General features: G+C 42.5%; 17 protein-coding genes. 1 reads left to right on the plus strand and 16 read right to left on the minus strand.

The features are described 5' to 3' along the window. Positions 1–331: 331 nt before the first annotated feature. From BM097_RS14710 to BM097_RS14720, 3 genes are all read right to left on the minus strand, one after another. Positions 332–526 carry a hypothetical protein gene (locus tag BM097_RS14710; protein ID WP_090552025.1) on the minus strand — a complete coding sequence of 65 codons (195 nt, stop codon included), beginning with the start codon at positions 524–526 and terminating at the stop codon, positions 332–334. A gap of 83 nt (positions 527–609) precedes the next feature. Further along, entirely contained in the window at positions 610–1,992 is a 1,383-nt protein-coding gene (gene rlmD / locus BM097_RS14715; protein ID WP_090552029.1) for a 23S rRNA (uracil(1939)-C(5))-methyltransferase RlmD, read from the minus strand. Further along, complete coding sequence (locus BM097_RS14720) at positions 1,992–2,942, minus strand: 3'-5' exoribonuclease YhaM family protein (RefSeq protein ID WP_090552032.1); 951 nt, start codon at positions 2,940–2,942, stop codon at positions 1,992–1,994. Before BM097_RS14720 ends, rlmD begins: the two co-directional genes overlap by 1 nt. 249 nt (positions 2,943–3,191) lie before the next feature. Between BM097_RS14720 and BM097_RS14725 the strand changes: the two genes are divergently transcribed. After that, positions 3,192–5,234 (plus strand): beta-galactosidase, encoded by a 2,043-nt coding sequence (locus BM097_RS14725; RefSeq protein WP_090552036.1) that lies wholly within the window; start codon positions 3,192–3,194, stop codon positions 5,232–5,234. Between the two features lie 58 nt (positions 5,235–5,292). Here the strand turns inward: BM097_RS14725 and BM097_RS14730 are convergent, their stop codons facing one another. From BM097_RS14730 to BM097_RS14790, 13 genes are all read right to left on the minus strand, one after another. Continuing rightward, positions 5,293–5,703, minus strand: coding sequence for a hypothetical protein (locus BM097_RS14730; protein ID WP_090552039.1), 411 nt, complete (start codon positions 5,701–5,703; stop codon positions 5,293–5,295). 177 nt (positions 5,704–5,880) lie between these two features. Next, positions 5,881–7,158: an O-acetylhomoserine aminocarboxypropyltransferase/cysteine synthase family protein gene (locus BM097_RS14735; protein WP_090552043.1), complete on the minus strand. Its 1,278-nt coding sequence runs from the start codon at positions 7,156–7,158 to the stop codon at positions 5,881–5,883. Positions 7,159–7,254: 96 nt separating this feature from the next. Beyond that, positions 7,255–7,872, minus strand: coding sequence for a superoxide dismutase (locus BM097_RS14740; protein WP_090552046.1), 618 nt, complete (start codon positions 7,870–7,872; stop codon positions 7,255–7,257). Between the two features lie 100 nt (positions 7,873–7,972). Further along, complete coding sequence (locus tag BM097_RS14745; RefSeq protein WP_090552050.1) at positions 7,973–9,109, minus strand: acyltransferase family protein; 1,137 nt, start codon at positions 9,107–9,109, stop codon at positions 7,973–7,975. After that, on the minus strand, positions 9,109–9,726 hold the full coding sequence (locus BM097_RS14750) for an acetyltransferase (RefSeq protein WP_028242235.1): 618 nt from the start codon (positions 9,724–9,726) through the stop codon (positions 9,109–9,111). The genes BM097_RS14745 and BM097_RS14750 overlap by 1 nt, the downstream gene beginning before the upstream one ends. Then, positions 9,726–10,688: a glycosyltransferase family 2 protein gene (locus BM097_RS14755; protein WP_090552054.1), complete on the minus strand. Its 963-nt coding sequence runs from the start codon at positions 10,686–10,688 to the stop codon at positions 9,726–9,728. Before BM097_RS14755 ends, BM097_RS14750 begins: the two co-directional genes overlap by 1 nt. 120 nt (positions 10,689–10,808) lie before the next feature. Beyond that, positions 10,809–12,392, minus strand: coding sequence for a DUF5722 domain-containing protein (locus BM097_RS14760; protein WP_090552058.1), 1,584 nt, complete (start codon positions 12,390–12,392; stop codon positions 10,809–10,811). A 107-nt stretch (positions 12,393–12,499) separates the two neighbouring features. Beyond that, a complete protein-coding gene (locus tag BM097_RS14765) occupies positions 12,500–12,841 on the minus strand; it encodes an EamA family transporter (RefSeq protein ID WP_090552061.1) in 342 nt (113 codons plus the stop codon). Further along, positions 12,834–13,205 carry a DMT family transporter gene (locus BM097_RS14770; RefSeq protein WP_090552066.1) on the minus strand — a complete coding sequence of 124 codons (372 nt, stop codon included), beginning with the start codon at positions 13,203–13,205 and terminating at the stop codon, positions 12,834–12,836. The genes BM097_RS14765 and BM097_RS14770 overlap by 8 nt, the downstream gene beginning before the upstream one ends. 12 nt (positions 13,206–13,217) lie before the next feature. Continuing rightward, complete coding sequence (locus BM097_RS14775) at positions 13,218–14,255, minus strand: glycosyltransferase (RefSeq protein WP_090552070.1); 1,038 nt, start codon at positions 14,253–14,255, stop codon at positions 13,218–13,220. 56 nt (positions 14,256–14,311) lie between these two features. Further along, positions 14,312–15,469 (minus strand): non-hydrolyzing UDP-N-acetylglucosamine 2-epimerase, encoded by a 1,158-nt coding sequence (wecB, locus tag BM097_RS14780; RefSeq protein ID WP_090552074.1) that lies wholly within the window; start codon positions 15,467–15,469, stop codon positions 14,312–14,314. Between the two features lie 54 nt (positions 15,470–15,523). After that, positions 15,524–16,744 carry a polysaccharide biosynthesis C-terminal domain-containing protein gene (locus tag BM097_RS14785; protein WP_090552077.1) on the minus strand — a complete coding sequence of 407 codons (1,221 nt, stop codon included), beginning with the start codon at positions 16,742–16,744 and terminating at the stop codon, positions 15,524–15,526. 6 nt (positions 16,745–16,750) lie between these two features. Beyond that, positions 16,751–17,692, minus strand: a 942-nt coding sequence (locus tag BM097_RS14790; protein ID WP_090552081.1) for a polysaccharide biosynthesis protein, incomplete at its 5' end; no start/stop codon positions are given.

The following is a 17,692-nucleotide window of genomic DNA, read 5'->3' on the forward strand; positions in this document are numbered from 1 at the left end:
TTCCTGTAATGACTTTTTCCATAGACAATTTTCTTTTCCGTGAGAAATTTCTTTCAGAATCAATACAGAAAGATTTTGCATTATCTGCAATTGTTTTAATTTGTGACATCAAAAGTTTCTTTACCATTTGTGGTTTCATGTGCGCCTCCCTGAAATTTGTAAATATACTTACAATTTCAAGGGCCGCTTTCGCTACCTCTGAAAATAATCAGTAGCGAAAGCGGCCGCACTTTTCTGCATTAATGTCAACCCTTTATAGAAAAAAGACCCCTGCATCATTCCTGATGCAGAGATCTTTATACATCCCTCTTAACTTAATGACATTGGGCACCTATGCGGCTCTTTTTTTATTTAACAGCCTTGAGCCATGGAGCATCACTTGTTTATTTCGTACTATATAAATCAAGGGCCTAATATCTACATTTTCAGGGCCTTCATCTATTCCTTTCCCAGTAAAAAGAGCTTCTGGATCAGGCAATCTGTTCAAATCAACCTTATCGCTATACTTTAAAATCATTGAATACATAAAATCTGCTCCCACACCTTGGAAGCAGATAAAAAAGCTTCCAAACTTTTTCAAGTTCGGAAGCTTTTTTAAATGCTTAATAATTATATTTTATCAATTTTCGCTACCGTCTCCACATGCATTGTATGACCAAACTGATCGCAGACAGTATACTTTTGCAAGTGATAACCATTCTCCTCAAGATGTTTTAAATCTCTTGCCAAAGTTGCGCTGTCGCAGCTTACGTAGACAATTCGAGCTGGCTGCATTTTTACCATTGTATCTAACGCAACCACATCGCAGCCTTTTCTAGGTGGATCTACCATGATGACGTCTGGATGTGACATCTTTTCATAGATTTCTGGAAGGACTACCTCTGCCTCACCGCAATAGAATTCTGCGTTATCTAAGCCGTTAAGCTTGGCGTTAGCCTTGGCGTTTTCGATGGCCTGTGGCACTACCTCGATACCGATGACGCGGCCTGCGTGCTTTGCCATGGAAAGGGAGATGGTTCCGATTCCGCAGTACAAATCCCACACTTCTTCCTTACCAGTCAATCCGGCATATTCCAATGCACGACTATATAATCTCTCCATCTGGTCGTGGTTGACCTGATAGAAGGAATTGGCACTGATGTCAAATGAAATGGTATCACCGTTTGTAAGTGTGATGCTGTCGCGGATAGCTTCCTTGCCGTATAACACTTTGGTTTCGTAACCCATTATGACATTATCTCGACGGGTGTTGATGTTAAGAACAAGTGATGCAAGCTCAGGCTCCACCGATTTCACATGGGCTACCAATGTATCAACCTTTGGTAGCTTATCTCCATTTACCACTACGCAAACCATAGTCTCACCAGTGGCCTTGCCTTCGCGAACCAGGACGTGGCGAATCAATCCCTTGCCAGTAGCCTCGTCATAAGGAGCCACGCCACATTCGTTCATGTAATCGATTATCGCATATACGATATCCATACTCTTCTTTGAGCAAATCTTACAATCATCAGATGGTACGATGCGGTGGCTTCTGGCGCCGTAAAATCCTGCGATGATATTTCCATCCTTGTCCACGCCGATAGGCACCTGTGCCTTGTTACGGTAACGAAGTGGATCTGCCATGCCAAGGATAGGCTCACGGATGCTGTCTACAAAGGCCCGGTCGTAACCACCAATCTTTACAAGATTGTTAGCAACGATGTTGTCCTTAATCTCCAGCTGTTTTTCATAAGCCACCTGCATAATCTGGCAACCGCCGCACTGTTTAGCATTAGGGCAGGCTGGCTGAACACGGTATGTGCTAGGTGTCACGACCTCCTTCAAAGCGGCGAAGCAGTAGGTCTTTTTCACCTTGGTGATAATGACGTCGCACTCATCTCCTACTACCGCATCTTTGACAAAAATGGTCACACCATCTGTGTGACCAATTCCTGCGCCCTCAAGGGACATATCTTCAATTGTAAGTCTTACAATATCATTCTTATTCATTAATTCTTTCCTGTTCTACGGATGTTTGAATCAAGCAGACGGTTGAAGCCCTGCCATGCAAGATTGTTTTCATCAACATTTTCAAGTGCTTCGTAGATAGTCTCAAGCTTTGCATCGATGTTATCTGCAAAAGAAAGTGCAATAGCTTCAGCAATAGCTGGCTTCTTAGGTGAGCCAAATTCAAGCTCGCCGTGGTGAGATAAGATGCAGTGGATAAGCTCCTTGCGCTTAACCTCTGGGAAGCCTGGAATTTCATCGATGGCACGATCAAGCATATTAGCACCCACGTAAATGTGACCTAAAAGCTGGCCCTCATCTGTGTAATCGTTGCGAGGGAAATCTGAAAGCTCCCTAACCTTTCCGATATCGTGGAAGATGGCTGCTGTGATAAGCAAATCTCTATCTAAAAATGGGTACTGCTTACTGAAATAATCGCAGTTGGTAGCAACTGAAAGTGTGTGCTCAAGCAAACCGCCAGTAAAGCCGTGGTGCACTGATTTAGCTGCGGAATGAGCCTTGAATACTTCGATAAAATCCTTGTCCTCTACGAAATATTTTCTAAGTAAAGCCTTCATGTATGGGGCCTTGATTGAATTGATAAGTGACATCAAATCTCTCCACATAACCCCGATATCCTTCTTACTAGAAGGAATGTAATCTGTGATTTCGAATTCGCCGGCATTAGCCTTGCGAAGTCTCTTTATATTGAACTGCAATGCACCGTTCCAGCTGGTGATATCACCTGTAACAGTGATGAAATCAAGCTCGTCGTAATCGCTGATTCCTTCTGAATCAACATCCCAGATTTTGGCATCGATAGTACCTGTTTTATCGCATAAAGTCAGCGATTCGAATGCCTTACCCGTCTTGGAAACGCCTGCAGTCTTCTTCTTGCAAAGATAAGTCTCTGTTCCTCTGTCTCCCTCTTTTAATGTGTTAATGTATTTCATGTATTCTCCAATCTAAGCTCCAAAGGAGCGGCGCAGCATTGCTGCAAAAATCTTACTTAATTATAAGGTATGCGGGTGAGATAATCAATGTAATGATGATGGTCGAAAATATAAATTATTTCTTCATTTTTTAGTCGTTTTCGCACTTTTTGTATGATAAGATTTCTTTAGATGCGAATGGGGATTTGCCCTCATCCGCCCTGCGGGCACCTTCCCCCAGAGGGAGAAGGCTTAAGATTGGAGAAGACTATGGAAAGAAAAAAATTATTTACAAAGGTAGCTGGTCTGCTGCATGGTGGGGATTACAATCCGGAGCAGTGGTTGGACAGACCAGATATATTAAGAAAAGACATTGAATATATGAAGGAGGCAGGCATCAATACTGTTACTTTGGGTGTTTTCTCATGGGCAGTGCATGAGCCTACAGAAGGCAATATCAGCTTTGATTGGCTTGCTGAAATCATAGATAATCTATACGAAAATGGCATTTATACTGTGCTCGCCACACCAACTGGTGCACGTCCTGCATGGCTTGATGAAAAATATCCATCTGCAATGCGCTGTGATGATATGGGCGTGAGAAATCGCCATGGGGTACGCCACAATCACTGTATGCAATCACCTGAATTCCGTGAGAAGGTCCGCATTATGGACTCTAAACTGGCTGAAAGATTTGCAGGACATCCAGGGCTTTTGATGTGGCACATTTCTAACGAATTGGGAGGATATTGCTACTGCGATACTTGTCGTAAGAAATTCCAGGAGTGGCTTGCCGATAGATACGACCACGACATCGAAAAGCTTAATAAGGCATGGTGGACTACCTTCTGGTCTCACAAATTTAACAGCTTTGATCAGATTGACCCACCTTACAAAAACGGTGAAAACTGCGTGCTTGGGCTGAACCTTGATTGGAAGAGATTTTCTACCTGGTCTGCAACAGATTTCATGAGATTTGAAATTGATACATTACGCAGCGCTGGCGCAACAGAGCCTACCACAACTAATTTCATGGAAATGTTCTACGACTACGATTACCACTACATGAAGGATTTCATCGATGTAATCAGCTGGGACAACTATCCTGAAATGCACAACAATTGGCAGACTGACGCAGAGCATCTATTGGAGCGCAGCTTTAATCACGCCCTCTTTAGAAGCCTGAAGAAGGACCAGCCATTCATGATGATGGAATCTGCTCCAGGACTTGTAAACTGGAGACCTTACAATAAATATAGAAGACCTGGCATGCACAAGCTGATTTCCATGCAGGCAATTGCTACAGGCTCAGACACTGTTCAGTACTTCCAGATTAGAAAGAGCCGCGGTTCTTCCGAGCAGTGGCACGGCGCTGTTATCGACCATATCGGCACCAATGACACTCGCGTATTCAAGGAGGTTAAAAAGCTTGGGGCTGATTTGGCGACTATCTCCGAAGTAGCCGGCACCCTATCTGACAACAAGGTTGCCATTATTTTCGATTGGGACAATCGCTGGGCTATCGACGATGCCTGGTGCCTGTCTAACGAAACCAAGAATTTCGACAAAACCTGTATGAACATCTACAATGAATTTATGAGCCTGGGCATCGAACCAGATATCATTTCCTCTGATATGGATTGGAGTGATTACAAGATTATCTGCGCACCAATGCTTTATGTGCTTCATGATGGTGTTGGCGAAAAGATTGCTGATTTCGTTAGAAATGGTGGCCAGTTTATGAGCACCTACTTCACTGGTTATGTTAACAAGGATTTACTGGCAAACCTTGGTGGCTTCCCAGGAGATGGATTATCAGAGGTATTCGGACTTCGCTCTGAAGAAATCGACACCCTCTATCCTGAAGATGTTAATAAAATCAGCATCATCGACAAGGCTGGCAAGCCTTCATATTCTGTGGCAGTTCATGACTATCAGGAATTGCTTAGAGATGTTACTGCCGATGTTTTGGCTAGATATGAGGGAGATTATGTTGCTGGCAAGCCTGCCATTACACGCAACAACTACGGTGATGGTCATGCTTACTACGTTGCCTGCCGCACAAACCAAAAGGACATTGAATTCCTTTACAGAGAAATGTTGGAACACGCAGGTATCGCATATACGAAGTTACCTGAAGGGGTTGAAAAGCACACTCGACTTTCAGATGATAATTCATACGACTTTTATCTTAATTGCACCACCGATGAAACTGTTGTACCTAAAGTCACTGGCACCAATCTTCTTACCGGAGATAATGTAACGGGCTCGCTGTCCCTCAATGGCTACGAGGTAGCTGTAATAAAAAGATAAAAATAAGCCACCTATTAGGCTTGTAGCCGTAACTAGGTGGCTTTCTTTATCTTTTAATCTACATATTACGGTTGAGGGATACCACGAGCACGTCATCGCTGTCATCGTCGGTCACGAAGTAATCTACGATTTCTACACGGCGTAACACTCCATCATCCCCCTCTTGAATCACTCTGATTTCCACTTTTTCTTTGCCCATTTCATACTCATGCATAAGATTCTCACGTGAGAAGGTATTCTTAAACAGCTCTCTATCCATTTCGTGCATTGTGGTGGCACCTGATTCGATAAGCTCATCAAAGGTTCCTGCCACATCACACTTGGTAGATGTAAAGTCCTTATAGGTCAAAAAACTGTAGGTGTTCTTGGTCAGATTACCAAGAATCATCAGTGGATACTGCTTAAACAATGCCTGTGTAAGCAGCTTGTTGATACTAATACTATTTTCTTTTTTCTCGTTTGCTCCCATTGTTTTGCTCCCCTTACAAAATATTTGCAAGGAATACTATACTTCTTCTTTAAAAAAATTGCAAAGAATTTTGGTTGTGGGCAATCTGTTACGGTCACAAGCAAAATTATTCTACGTTCGGCTAAGATGCCTCGCTTAAGAATAATTTTTCTTGTTACCTACAGATTGTTCTTTACTTTATTTTAATGCTTGTGCTATATCGGCTACCAAATCAGCGGCGTCTTCGAGACCACATGACATGCGGATAAGACCTGCTGGGATGCCTGCTGCTTCCAGCTGCTCGTCGCTCATTTGGCGGTGTGTTGATGTGGCTGGGTTTAGACAACAGCTTCTTGCATCGGCTACATGTGTTTCGATTGCGATAAGCTTAAGCTTCTTCATGAAGCTTTCTGCTGCTGCACGACCACCCTCAAGCTCGAAGGATACTACGCCGCAGCCTCCCTTTGGAAGATACTTCTGCGCCATTTCATAGTACTCGTCGCCTTCAAGTCCTGGGTATGTAACCTTTTTAACCTGTGGCTGTTCACTTAAGAATTTAGCAACTGCTAAGCCGTTTTCTACATGGCGAGGAATGCGCACGTGAAGTGACTCAAGGCCAAGATTAAGTAAAAATGCATTCTGTGGTGACTGGATACAGCCAAAATCACGCATAAGCTGTGATGTACATTTTGTAATAAATGCACCTTCCTTACCGAATTTCTCAGCATAAGTGATTCCGTGGTAGCTTTCGTCTGGAGTGCAAAGTCCTGGGAATTTGTCGGCGTGAGCCATCCAGTCGAAGTTTCCTGAATCTACAATACATCCACCTACTGCAGCGCCATGTCCGTCCATGTATTTTGTAGTTGAATGTGTAACAATATCTGCTCCCCACTCGATAGGACGGCAGTTAACAGGTGTTGGGAATGTGTTATCAACAATAAGTGGCACACCGTGTTCATGTGCAACCTTGGCAAACTTTTCAATATCAAGCACTGTAAGGGCTGGGTTTGCAATAGTCTCACCGAAGACTGCTCTTGTGTTGTCCTTGAAAGCAGCGTTAAGCTCTTCCTCTGATGCCTTTGGAGATACGAAGGTCACATCTACCCCCATCTTTCTCATGGTAACTTCGATAAGATTGAAGGTTCCACCATAGATAGATGATGATGCAACGATGTGGCTACCGCATTCGCAAATGTTGAAAAGTGCGAAGAAGTTTGCAGCCTGTCCGCTGGAAGTAAGCATTGCAGCTGTGCCACCCTCAAGTGCAGCGATTTTAGCAGCTACATAATCGTTAGTAGGATTCTGCAATCTTGTATAAAAATAACCAGAAGCCTCTAAGTCAAAAAGCTTGCCCATATCCTCGCTAGTATCATATTTGAAAGTGGTGGATTGCACTATTGGGATTTGGCGTGGCTCGCCGTTTCCTGGAGTGTATCCAGCCTGTACACATTTAGTTCCGATGCCTTGATTAGTCATTAAACATATCCTCCTGTATAGTTGCAATTAAATAAGGAGCGTAACGTCGTACGCTCCTTACACTTTACCACATTAAAGAATTATTTTAAATAATTGTTAGCAACAGATTTCTTTATATCTAGCAGAAACCTTACTCCAATCCAAAATTTCCCAAAATGCCTTAATATAATCCAGTCTTAAATTCTTATATTTTAGATAATATGCATGCTCCCACACATCTAACGCAATCAGCGGAATCATGCCCTTGCCCTCGGAAATAGGATTGTCCTGATTTAAAGATGTAGACACTGCAAGCTTTCCTGATTTATCTGCTGAAAGCCATGCCCAGCCAGAACCAAACTGTCCTGCCGCAGCTGCAGACATCTGCTCCTTCAAAGCATCCAGACTACCAAAGGTTTTATCGATGGCCGATGCCAGCTCACCTGTAGGCGCCTTTGCAGGATTAGGGGAGAACATTTCAAAATACAGATTGTGATTGTAGTATCCACCACCCTGATTTTTTAGGCCTTTTCTCAAGGTCTCATCACTGACTTTATCTAAGCTTGCCAGCAGCTCCTCTGCCGACAGATTAGCCATTCCCGCTTTCTCAGCCAAATCATTGAAATTCTTAGTATAGGTAGCGTGATGTTTGCCATGGTGTGTCTCCACTGTCTCCTTATCAATGTAAGGCTCCAAGGCATCTGTAGCATAAGGTAATTTAATCTGTTCGTACATGTGCATACTCTCCTTTCGAATAAACAATTGATACTCAAACATTAAATGTTTTCACATTTTAAATACCGAAAGTACAGTCTATGTCTAATCCATGTTAAATCTATATAAAATATGTTGGGCACTTAATTTTATCGATAGCCAAATCCGCCACAAGTGGGATGGCAACGCCGACGATAGTGTAAATAATTAGTACGTACTCTGGTGCGTCAAATATTACTGGCCAGGAAGCAACCATGTACATAGGCTTGCTGATAGCCAGACAGTAGCAAACTGATACCAGCTTGAATGCAAGGATGTGCATAAACAAGATTGACATGGTGTGCTTACCGATGAAGGTAAGCCAGCCGCCTACAATATTATTTTCTAAATCCGATGCAAGTGATGCAAGCATTGCCATGCCAAGGAATGTAGTGGCTATTAAAAATAGTGGACTTACGATGGCTGATTTGGAAAGCTCTAAGGTTCCGAAAGGAAGTAATGCAAGTAACAATCCAAATGCCACTGGTGCTGAACAAAGTACAGCCCACTTCTTAGCAAACAACTTAGTCAAAAGACCTCCGTCCACAAAAGTACGAGTAAGCACGCCCATCAGATAGCAGCTGTACACTCCAAAGAACTGCAAATGTCTATCGGCAATAGGTGCCTCATCAGCAAATCCCATAGAAATAGCATACGCCACTAACAAATTGCAGGCCATCAAAGCCACAAGCGCAGCCATCCTAGCCTTCTTACTAAAGTCTCTAATCACATACTCCACAAAGCAATGAAGAACGCAAACTAAAAACAGCACGATTAAAAACCAGCTGGCGCTGCCCATCTGTGGGATATCCTTAAGAGTGAGCACATTATAAACATCCGCTATCAGCTCCTTAACACCCTTGCGGTGCATCAATGTCTGGGCGGCCTTTTGGATGAAAACCACATCCTGCTTAAAGGCTCCATTATCACTGTAGAAGTTCAGGCTGATAAACAGATTATTAAGTATCGCATATACGATATTAAATCCCATGTAAGGAAGTAGTAGCCTGCGAACGCGGGAGAAGAAATACCCCTCCGCCTGTTGCAAGCTGCCGCCATGTGCCTTATTAAAGCAATATCCGCTTACAAAAATAAAAACGGGCATGTGAAATAAATAGATGAAATCACGGGCTACACCAAAAGTGTGCCCGTAAACCATCAATATTATCGCAATACCCTTAATAATATCTATATTATTATTTCTAGTCTTAGTATCCATTAGTCAATCTTTTTAGCGGGAACTCCCACATAAGTTCCTTCTTTGATGATATTTTTAACAACTACAGCGCCTGCGCCGATAGTGCAGTTAGAACAGATGGATAGATTATTGCTAACCACTGCCCCTATGCCAATCCATGTGTTGTCGCCGATGGCAACAGTGCCGGCGGTGTGTGCGCCAACAGAAATGTGCGCGTAATCCCCAATCATGTTGTCATGATCCACTGATGCGCAAGTGTTGATGATAACGCCATCACCTACAGTAGTGCCAGGATTAACCACAGCCCCTGCCATCACAACAGTACCAACGCCGATTTTGGCATCGTATGCTATAACTGCGCTTGGATGAACCAAAGTAACAACATTTGCCCCTTTGCTTATAAGCTTTTCCTGCACCTTACGGCGGATTTTGGCATCACCTATTCCGACGATAAAATCATATTTTTCATTAATGAAATTGTCCAAATCGGTATCTTCATCTGCAACAGGGTACTCACCAAGCATATCGATAGTAGGATTCAAATCTACAAATACGATATTGTCATATCCCTCTTCAAGTGCAATTTCTGCAATAACCTTGCAGTGACCACTAGCCCCCATAATAGCAATACTTTTCATTACTCGTTCCTCTCTTCCCCATTTTTTGTGATAATACTATCAACTATATATATAGGACGATTCTTCACTTCCGCGAAAATAATCGCCAGATATTCTGATATAAATCCAAGAATGATGAACAGCACGCCAAACATAAAGCTGATTAATACAACAAGTGTAGAATATCCATCTGGTGCATTTCCAAGGAAGAACTGCACGATGGAATAGATAATCAAAATAAATGAAAATGCCAGTGAAACCATTCCAGCGTAAATTCCCATTTTCAGTGGTGCATCTGAGAAATTGCAGATAGCGTTAAGGGAAAGCTTTACAAGTGCCTTAAGGTTGTAGTTGCTTTCGCCTGCCACTCTGGCGCTGGCCTTGAATTCAAGGGTAGTTTTTCTAAAGCCTACATTCTGAACGTATCCACGTAAAAATCTTACTCGCTCTCTGTAATCCTTTTTAAGAACAAGCGCCACTCTGCGTGAAATTCCGAAGAAATCAGATGAATTATTCTCAAAGTTGGCCTTGGACATCTGATTCATGACCTTGTAAAAGGCTGCAGAGGTAATCTTTTTAAACACCCCTGCATCCTCCCTTGCGGTGCGAACCATTGATATTACATCATAGCCCTCATCAAACTTCGCAATGATGTCTGGGATGGCTTCTGGTGGATGCTGCAAATCTGCGTCCATGCAAACAATTCCATCACCTGTAGCCACATCTATACCTGCAATCATAGCAGCCTCGTGACCTCTGTTGGCTGCAAAGTTTACTACGATTACATGGTCATCTGCTGCAGCAAATTCCTTAAGCAAATCAAGGCTTGCGTCCCTGCTGCCGTCATTTACAAAAATGAGCTCATAATCCCAGCCGCTACTAGCGCAGGCTTCCTTTAGGATAGGGCTGGTGTGGTCGTAAAACTGCTTGAGCCCAAGCTCCTCATTATATACTGATACAACTATTGAAATCTTTTTTGACATATTTTTAGTCAGTCCCCAAAGCGGGTCTCCTCGTAAATATTTAAAAATAGCGCCGAAGCTGAAAATATCAACCTCGACGCTTGTATTATATCATATCTTACCTATGCAAAGTATTTTTATTTATCTAGGTGCCAAAAGTGAGTTTAAATCCACACCTGCCATGCCGCTTGCCTTTGCAATTGTTTCAGGACTTTCTGCATTCTTGTAGAAATCATAAGCAAGCTTTGCATGATTGCTTGTATCTAACAATCCGTTTGCAAGTCCCTGTGGCATTTCTATGTATGGATCATCCTTCTCACGTGAAAGGATGAGACCATCGATGTGGCTGTTATTATTTGCAACCATGATGGCAAAAACAACAGATACAGCCTGTGCTTCCTGACCGCCTGATGATGTGTAGCCCTGCTCTGAAAGCTTTACACTTCTAACTGCACCAGATGGTGATAGGAATGCTGGCTGGCTTAAGAAATCTGTAAGCACATCAATATTGTAAACTGAAATGTATTTTGTGTTCTGGCTACGCTGAACCTTGTCTGTTGGTGCCCATGCCATGTTGTTTGTAAGAGGATAATTGTATGCGTGGAAAGCAAGTCTCCAATCAATATTACCCTGGCTTGCAATGTAATTGTTGAACTGTGTTAAAAATGCCTTTGAGCTATGGAGACCGTTTGCGCTTACGTTCCAGCTGTGATCTACACATGTGTAAACATTTGCGTTAGCGTTTACTGATTTGATTGCATTGTAGCAAACACGGAATGCGTTAGCATATTCCTGAGTGTAAACTGCAAGATTGTTACCACAATTCATGTAGTTCCACTGTCTCCAAGCGTTAACCTCATTACCAATAATGAAGTTATCAACCTTTGCTGTCATGCCAAACAAGCTGAATCCACTATAGCGATTAGCAAGGAAAGAAGCTGCTGCAGCAAGTGTCTCTGCACCTTCTGTAGTGGTTGCATTAAGACCATAATATGTGTGCTGTCCAATTCCATCTGCAGCGTAAGGGCTCATAAAAAAGCCTGGTGCAGCCTGGTCGCAAACAATAATCATAGAAACCTGAACGCCCTGTGCAGATAATCTTCCTATTAAATTATCATAAGCAGAAATAAATGCTGTGTTAAAATTATAGGATTTACCATTATATACGTATGGAGTTCCTCGACCGTTGGAAATACGGCTAAGCTCGATTGTGACAGTTGCCTGCTTTGCGCCAAGCTGTGCAAGTGAACGCATGCCCATATTTGCTGTGCTGGCATCTGCTAAAAGGCCCTTCTTGCCACTTTCCACTCTGGAAATATTGTGGCTTCCAATTGCCTCTGGGTTAGTTATATACATGCTGTTAGAAACTGGCTGAAGTTTTCCACCTTTAACAACACATACTGTGAACTTCTTATATAAGAGAGATGCTGCTGTGTTGTAGCCTAATGGTGCTGCAAAAGATGCTGATGCTGATACAGGTGCCTGAGCAACATCTGTTCCAACAGGGGCTGCCTGATTTACATCTGATGCAACTAAATGATACATACCATCATCTGATGCTACTGCCCCAGAAGATGCAACAACAACGTTACCGTCCTGAATAAGAACACCAGCGATAGCTACTGAGCTAGCTGCCTCTGCTGTCATTGCAGGTGTGACCATGAATGTTGTTACAACAACAGCAAGAGCCACGACCAAACTCGCAATCTGCTTAAAAACTTTCATAAAAAAATAACTCCTTTAATTTAAATCAAAAATTACAGGAGTTATATTAACATATATCTACGAAAAATGTGTGAAATTTCATAACTTTTTGAAATTTTATTTTTGGATCATACACCCAAGCTGGCTACAATAATTCCAACCACTATCACTACAAGGCCAAGTAACTTTTTCTTACTGATGCTTTCATTTAGGAAGATTCTACCTAAAATAGCTACCCATACATATCCTGTGGCCTCAAGGATTGGACCTAAAGAAAGTGGTACCTTCTTATATCCGATAACAGAGCAAAGAGATGCAGCAAAGAATACAACATAAGCGCCCATTACCATAGGATTAAGATATTCTGCAAGCTTGCTAGGATACTCCTTTTCAGCTGCCTTCTTTAATACTATCTGAGAAACAGATGCAATAAATGTACCTGTTAACATTATTAACGCGTATTTAAGCATTGGTATCATCCTCCTTTATACTCTCGTCGCCACTTACTACCAGGTAAACACCAAGGATTACGATGGCAGCACCTACAACCTTTTTAACTGTAATGCCTTCATGGAATACTACAAAGCCCCAAACAAGGCCCCACAAGGTAGTTACTGCCTTATTAGCATAAGTAGTAATCAGTGGAAGATGCTTCAAAACCTGCTGCCAAGCGATAGCATAAAATCCCAAAATACCTACAACTATAACGTAGAAGAATATCCACTTTGGACTGAGGACATCGTACTGAGCTGCTGTTTTTGAGCAGATACTGTTTAATGAATAAACCAGGATTATCATGTGAAGAATCACAAACCATTTAATCTTTTCTTTCATTTTGACTGTCTCCTATTCTCTGTAAAGTTTGGCTATTACAGCCTTGTATTTATCAACATTATTAACCTCAGCTGAACGCTTAAGCTGATTAGCTCTAAGTGTTTCATAGAGATTTTCATCAGATAACACGCCGATTATTTTCTTGGCAAAATCCCCATCATCATCTGAAAGATATCCATTATATCCATCTGTAATCAAATCAATCATTCCATCTGATGGAGTGCTGATGATTGGAGTACCTAATGCCATGGACTCTAAGGCCACCATTGGGGTGCCCTCCCATCTGGAGGTAAGCACCATAAGCTTGGAATCATGGAGAAGCTTCAGTGGATTGCTTTGGTATCCCAGGAAGGTTACATTATCATCAAGCTTAAGACTGGTGCAAAGCTGTTTTAATTCTTCCTCGTCCTCTCCAGTTCCGGCCAGAGCCACCTTTACGGAAGGATATTCATCTGCAATAAGTCTAGTGATTTGAAGCAGTCTATGGAGATTTTTCTGGTAAACCATTCTACCCACAAAAACCATGTCGTAATCATAGCTGTTGTTATCTAGAGCCATGCGATTTTTAAGTTCTTCTGTGTTGATTGCATTATAAAGGATTACACTTTTCTTTTTAAGTGGACCATGAAATGCGTATCCATCGAAGGAGCTTTGTGATACCCATATAATACTTTTAGCCTTTAATGCTGCATAAAAATACGCAATAGACTTGGCAGAGATGCCTCGGCTATTATAGGCATTATTATGTATATGTGAAATAAGAGGTATATTTCCACAAGCTCTTGCTGCAAGAAATCCTGCACGCATGTCATGAGCATGTATTACGTCAGGCTGATATGCGACAATTACACGTTTCAGCTCAGAAGTGTTCATTTCTTTCACTGGCATGAAATTAATGTCGCGCTCTTCTAACGCTTTTCGCACTGTACCATCAGGACTGCAATATCCCATCTCAATGTCGGGCTCATCCTTGAACATACTAATAATTTGACACACAACATTCTCAGCTCCTGAATAAATATGAGAACTTAAGATGTGTAAAACCTTCATAACTTATCCTTTCATAAAATAATTGTAGCCGTATATGCGACTACAATTATTATTTACTATATATCTTTTCGCCAAACCATCTTGTTAACAACACCTGTGTAAGACTGGATAATCTTAACAACCTTTGTTGAAACATTTTCTTCAATATAATCTGGTACTGGAATACCATAATCTCCTTCTTCGTTCATATCGATGGCTGTTGTAACCGCCTGAAGAAGTGAGTGCTCGTCGATACCTGCAAGGATGAAGCAAGCCTTATCAAGTGCCTCTGGACGCTCTGTAGATGTACGGATACATACTGCAGGGAATGGATGTCCAATGCTTGTAAAGAAGCTTGATTCCTCAGGAAGTGTACCTGAATCTGAAACTACTGCAAATGCATTCATCTGCAAGTGATTATAATCGTGGAAGCCAAGAGGCTCGTGCATGCGCACACGTGGATCAAGCTTGAAGCCTGTTGCCTCTAATCTCTTACGGCTACGTGGATGGCAGCTGTAAAGGATTGGCATATCATACTTTTCAGCAAGCTTGTTGATGGCTGTGAAAAGTGATGTAAAGTTCTTTTCTGTATCGATATTTTCCTCGCGGTGAGCGGAAAGAAGGATGTACTTCTTTGGCTCAAGACCAAGCTTATCAAGCACATCTGATGCCTTGATGGCCTCTAAGTTTTCATGTAATACTTCTGCCATAGGAGAGCCTGTAACATAAGTACGCTCCTTTGGAAGACCGCACTCTGCAAGGTAGCGTCTTGCATGCTCTGAATATGCCATGTTTACATCTGAAATAATATCTACGATACGACGGTTGGTCTCCTCTGGGAGGCACTCATCCTTACATCTGTTTCCAGCTTCCATGTGGAAGATTGGGATGTGTAATCTTTTAGCTGCAATAGCAGAAAGACATGAGTTTGTATCTCCTAAAATAAGAAGAGCGTCTGGCTGAATCTCTACCATAAGCTCGTAAGATCTGGCAATAATATTGCCTACTGTCTGACCAAGGTTATCGCCTACAGCATCCATGTATACGTCTGGGTCGTCTAGCTGAAGGTCCTTGAAGAATACGCCATTAAGATTGTAATCGTAGTTCTGGCCTGTGTGTGCTAGGACACAGTCGAAGTACTTGCGGCACTTTTTGATTACGGCTGCAAGACGGATGATTTCGGGTCTTGTGCCTACTATGATTAATAATTTTAGTTTTCCATTGTTTTTGAACATAAATACACCTCATCAGTCAGCTTCGCTGACAGCTTCCCCTCAAGGGGAAGCCTTTTATACTTTTTCGAAATATGTGTCTGGTCTATCGGCTTCCAGTAATTCGTTGGCCCACATTAGGGTTACGAGATCTTCGGAGTCGGATAGGTTGATGATGTTGTGAGTGTAGCCTGGTAGCATGTGGATAGCCTGGATTTTCTCACCACTTACCTCGTATTCTATCATAGGGAATGGCTGGCCGTTTTCATCTACACCTACGCGGCGCTGCTGGATGAGGCCGTGGCCTGATACAACGATGAAGAATTCCCATTTAGTGTGGTGCCAATGCTGGCCTTTTGTGATACCTGGCTTACTTATATTTACTGAAAACTGACCGTGGTCTGCAGTCTTAAGAAGCTCTGTAAATGAACCACGGTTGTCTACATTCATCTTTAAATCAAAGCATGCCTTGTCCTTTGGAAGGTAGCTAAGATATGTGCTATAAAGCTTTTTTGCAAAGCTGCCATTTGGGATGGCTGGCATCATCAGTGTGGAAGGCTGCCCTACAAAGCTATCAAGAAGCTCTACAATCTCGCCTAATGTAACGTGATGAGATACTGGAACGTAGCAGTAGCGTCCTGCTGTATCAGCCACTACCTGACCATCCTCATCATAATCACATCTGTGCTCGTTGCCACGAAGGGCATCAACCATCTCATTTACTAAATCATCTATATATACAAGCTCAAGCTCTGTGCTTGGGTCATTTACAGTGATGTCAAGGCCGTTAGCCTTGTTGTTGCAGAAGGTAGCCACTGCAGAATTGTAATTTGGTCGACACCATTTTCCAAAAAGATTTGGGAAGCGGTATACTAAAACCTTCGCCCCAGTCTCCTGCTCATATTTGAAGAAAAGCTCCTCGCCTGCAAGCTTGCTTTTGCCATAATCACTGCCTGCATATCTTCCTAAAAGTGTAGCCTGGATAGATGATGAAATCATTACAGGGCAAGTGTTGCCATGCTTTTTAAGTGTATCTAAAAGTGTGCTGGCAAAACCAAAATTGCCTTCCATAAATTCCGCTGTATCCTTTGGGCGATTGACACCTGCAAGATTGAAAACGAAATCGCAATCGCTACAATATTTATCAAGCTCCTCTAAGGTGGAAGCTCTATCATATTCGTAGATAACAATCTCTTCATCAAGGCCGTGGAACTTGTCCCTGCCATCGGCTGCACATTTAAGAGTCTCTACTAAATTTTTTCCAACAAATCCGGCTGCGCCAGTAACTAGTATCTTCATTATTTATTATTTCTCCCAGCTAGCGAGCATGTCGCGAACATAGTCTGTAGTCATAATCTTATCCACGGTGCCCTGAACATCAAGACGCTTTGTGTTGTGTGATGTGTATGCATCTGCTGCCATAGTATGAACCTGGCCATCTACGAAGAACTTATCGTAGTTAAGGTCACGTCCATCTGGAAGAACGCGGTAGTAGTTACCCATATCTACGGAACGAACGCACTCTTCGTTTGTCATAAGTGTTTCGAATAATTTCTCGCCGTGACGTGTACCAATAATCTTTGTACCTGTGTCGCCAAAGAGCTGTTGAACAGCCTTTGCAAGGTCGCCGATTGTGCTGGCATCAGACTTCTGAACGAAAAGATCACCTGGCTCGCCGTGCTCGAAAGCAAACATAACGAGAGCAACTGCCTCGTCAAGGTTCATAAGGAAACGAGTCATGCTAGGGTCTGTGATTGTGATAGGGTTGCCTGCTTTAATCTGGTCGATAAAAAGAGGAATAACTGAACCACGTGAGCACATAACGTTGCCGTAACGTGTAGTACAGATAGTAGTCTTACCAGCTGCAACACGAGCGTTGGCGCCGATAACCTTTTCCATCATAGCCTTTGATATACCCATAGCATTAATAGGGTAAGCAGCCTTGTCTGTTGAAAGACAAACAACACGCTGAACGCCTGCCTCAACTGCTGCGTGAAGAACATTGTCAGTACCTTCTACATTTGTACGAACAGCTTCCATTGGGAAGAATTCGCATGAAGGCACCTGCTTAAGTGCTGCTGCGTGGAAGATGAAATCTACGCCTGGCATAGCATCCTGAACTGAACGCATGTTACGAACATCGCCAATGTAAAATTTAACCTTACCTGCAAGGTCTGGATGCTCAGCCTGAAGCTGATGTCTCATATCATCCTGCTTCTTCTCATCACGTGAGAAAATTCGGATTTC

Source organism: Pseudobutyrivibrio sp. OR37 (genome assembly GCF_900113655.1).
Lineage (GTDB): Bacteria > Bacillota > Clostridia > Lachnospirales > Lachnospiraceae > Pseudobutyrivibrio.

What these genes read in the sequence shown, in the direction of transcription:
- BM097_RS14785 (WP_090552077.1), bottom strand. Translation starts at nt 16,744, where the DNA reads ATGAAGATACTAGTTACTGGCGCAGCCGGATTTGTTGGAAAAAATTTA.
- BM097_RS14765 (WP_090552061.1), bottom strand. Translation starts at nt 12,841, where the DNA reads ATGCTTAAATACGCGTTAATAATGTTAACAGGTACATTTATTGCATCT.
- BM097_RS14745 (WP_090552050.1), bottom strand. Translation starts at nt 9,109, where the DNA reads ATGGATACTAAGACTAGAAATAATAATATAGATATTATTAAGGGTATT.
- BM097_RS14730 (WP_090552039.1), bottom strand. Translation starts at nt 5,703, where the DNA reads ATGGGAGCAAACGAGAAAAAAGAAAATAGTATTAGTATCAACAAGCTG.
- rlmD (WP_090552029.1), bottom strand. Translation starts at nt 1,992, where the DNA reads ATGAATAAGAATGATATTGTAAGACTTACAATTGAAGATATGTCCCTT.
- BM097_RS14755 (WP_090552054.1), bottom strand. Translation starts at nt 10,688, where the DNA reads ATGTCAAAAAAGATTTCAATAGTTGTATCAGTATATAATGAGGAGCTT.
- BM097_RS14740 (WP_090552046.1), bottom strand. Translation starts at nt 7,872, where the DNA reads ATGTACGAACAGATTAAATTACCTTATGCTACAGATGCCTTGGAGCCT.
- BM097_RS14775 (WP_090552070.1), bottom strand. Translation starts at nt 14,255, where the DNA reads ATGAAGGTTTTACACATCTTAAGTTCTCATATTTATTCAGGAGCTGAG.
- BM097_RS14770 (WP_090552066.1), bottom strand. Translation starts at nt 13,205, where the DNA reads ATGAAAGAAAAGATTAAATGGTTTGTGATTCTTCACATGATAATCCTG.
- BM097_RS14720 (WP_090552032.1), bottom strand. Translation starts at nt 2,942, where the DNA reads ATGAAATACATTAACACATTAAAAGAGGGAGACAGAGGAACAGAGACT.
- BM097_RS14725 (WP_090552036.1), top strand. Translation starts at nt 3,192, where the DNA reads ATGGAAAGAAAAAAATTATTTACAAAGGTAGCTGGTCTGCTGCATGGT.
- wecB (WP_090552074.1), bottom strand. Translation starts at nt 15,469, where the DNA reads ATGTTCAAAAACAATGGAAAACTAAAATTATTAATCATAGTAGGCACA.
- BM097_RS14735 (WP_090552043.1), bottom strand. Translation starts at nt 7,158, where the DNA reads ATGACTAATCAAGGCATCGGAACTAAATGTGTACAGGCTGGATACACT.
- BM097_RS14750 (WP_028242235.1), bottom strand. Translation starts at nt 9,726, where the DNA reads ATGAAAAGTATTGCTATTATGGGGGCTAGTGGTCACTGCAAGGTTATT.
- BM097_RS14710 (WP_090552025.1), bottom strand. Translation starts at nt 526, where the DNA reads ATGTATTCAATGATTTTAAAGTATAGCGATAAGGTTGATTTGAACAGA.
- BM097_RS14760 (WP_090552058.1), bottom strand. Translation starts at nt 12,392, where the DNA reads ATGAAAGTTTTTAAGCAGATTGCGAGTTTGGTCGTGGCTCTTGCTGTT.